Below are 1,840 nucleotides of genomic sequence, written 5' to 3'. Positions count from 1 at the left end.
TTGTAATAGTATAAATGGATCCACCTTAGAAGTAGGAAGTTCTTTTAATAAAACATTACAATTAAAATACACAGTAATCGGAAATCCTATAAACTTTACAGGTTATAAGAAAACGGAAAAAGGGATAACAATAGAAGTAGGCACAGAAGGGCAACAGATAAGTTTATCCGGAAGTGGAGTAATAGCTGTGACCATAAGTGGAACTCCGACACAATCAGGTTCTTTATCACTAGAAATAAATAATAGATCATGTAATTTATCTATTGAAAATAAACAAATTAAGAAAAATGAGTTAAAATTAGTCCCTAACCCATTGAATACTTCAGTAGGTAGCATATATATTAATTCAGATTTTGAAGATAATCATGCAACAATTACTATTTTTGATGTAAGTGGTAAAATTATATATATAAATAATTATATTGTTAAAAAAGGAGAACAAAAATTAGAATTTAAGTCTCCTGTGTTGAGTGGGATATATATAGTACAATTTAAAAGTAGTAAAATAACCAAAACCCTTAAGTTGATTGTAGAGTAGAAGATAAAAGAACTTTAATCAATAAACCCTATTATTTAAATAATGGGGTTTATTGATTTATAATTAATTTTGTAAAAATAGATTTAAAAATATGGAGAATCAGATATTGCATTCTAAAATATTTGCTAAGCCAGGAACAATTCCAATTTTAATTTTTCACGGATTATTTGGTATGTTAGATAATTGGGGAACTTTAGGGAAAAAATTTTCAGAAAATCAGGAAGTACATCTAATAGACTTGCGAAATCATGGAAAAAGTTTTCATACAGTAAGTATGAATTATACAGAAATGTCAGAAGATATTGTAAACTATATGAAACATTATTCAATTGAAAAAGCAATATTATTAGGGCACTCTTTAGGAGGAAAGGCGGTAATGGAGTGTGCAATAAAACATTCGGATTTAGTGGAAAAGTTATTAGTTGTAGATATAGCCCCAAAAGCTTATCCACCTCATCATCAGGAAATAATAAAAGCTCTTAAAAGTGTAGATTTTTCTAAAATAAAAGAAAGAAAAGAAGTAGAAAATATTTTATCACAATATATTCATGAAACAGAAGTGATTCAGTTTCTTATGAAAAACGTGTATAGGACAGATAAAAATCATTTTGATTTTAGATTTAACTTAAACACGCTTTCCAAAGACTATAATCAGTTAATTAACAAACCTATTTCTTTTGGAAAGTATGAAGGTCCTACTTTATTTATTTCAGGAGAAAAATCAAATTATATTCTTCCCGAAGACGAATTTTATATTCGTCAACAGTTTCCTAAAGAAAAATTAGTTATAGTTTCCAAGGCATCACATTGGGTGCAAGCAGATAATCCAAACGAATTTTTTGATGTTGTAAACGACTTTTTATTAAACTCTTAGCTATTAATTTATGAGATATTACATAATTGCAGGTGAAGCCTCAGGAGATTTACATGCATCCAATTTAATGAAAGAAATAAAAAAAATAGATAGTCAGGCAGAGTTTAGATTTTGGGGAGGAGATTTAATGCAGCATGAAGGAGGACATATGGTAAAACATTATCAAGAATTGGCTTTTATGGGTTTCTCAGAAGTAGTTTCTAATTTAGGAACTATTCTAGGAAATATTAAATACTGTAAACAAGATATAAAAACATATAAGCCGGATTGCGTTATATTTATTGATTATCCCGGATTTAATCTTAGAATTTGTAAATACGTAAAAAAAATTGGAATTAAAACATTTTACTACATATCTCCTCAAGTCTGGGCATGGAAATCCGGAAGAGTAAAAACCATAAAAAAATATGTAGATAAGATGTTTGTTA

General features: G+C 28.1%; 3 protein-coding genes. All 3 read left to right on the top strand.

The features are described from left to right. The coding region (locus C4S77_RS02980; protein WP_146106024.1) for a T9SS type A sorting domain-containing protein at window positions 1-538 on the top strand (538 nt) is incomplete at its 5' end. Between the two features lie 91 nt (window positions 539-629). Next, complete coding sequence (locus C4S77_RS02975; RefSeq protein ID WP_105245974.1) at window positions 630-1,412, top strand: alpha/beta fold hydrolase; 783 nt, start codon at window positions 630-632, stop codon at window positions 1,410-1,412. 10 nt (window positions 1,413-1,422) lie between these two features. Next, on the top strand, window positions 1,423-1,840 hold a 418-nt coding region (locus C4S77_RS02970; RefSeq protein WP_395855963.1), incomplete at its 3' end, for a lipid-A-disaccharide synthase.

The organism is Apibacter adventoris (genome assembly GCF_002964975.1).
In the GTDB taxonomy this organism is placed as follows: domain Bacteria; phylum Bacteroidota; class Bacteroidia; order Flavobacteriales; family Weeksellaceae; genus Apibacter; species Apibacter adventoris.
Note: the sequence above shows the minus strand (reverse complement) of the source record. Positions and strands in the feature narration are given on the sequence as shown.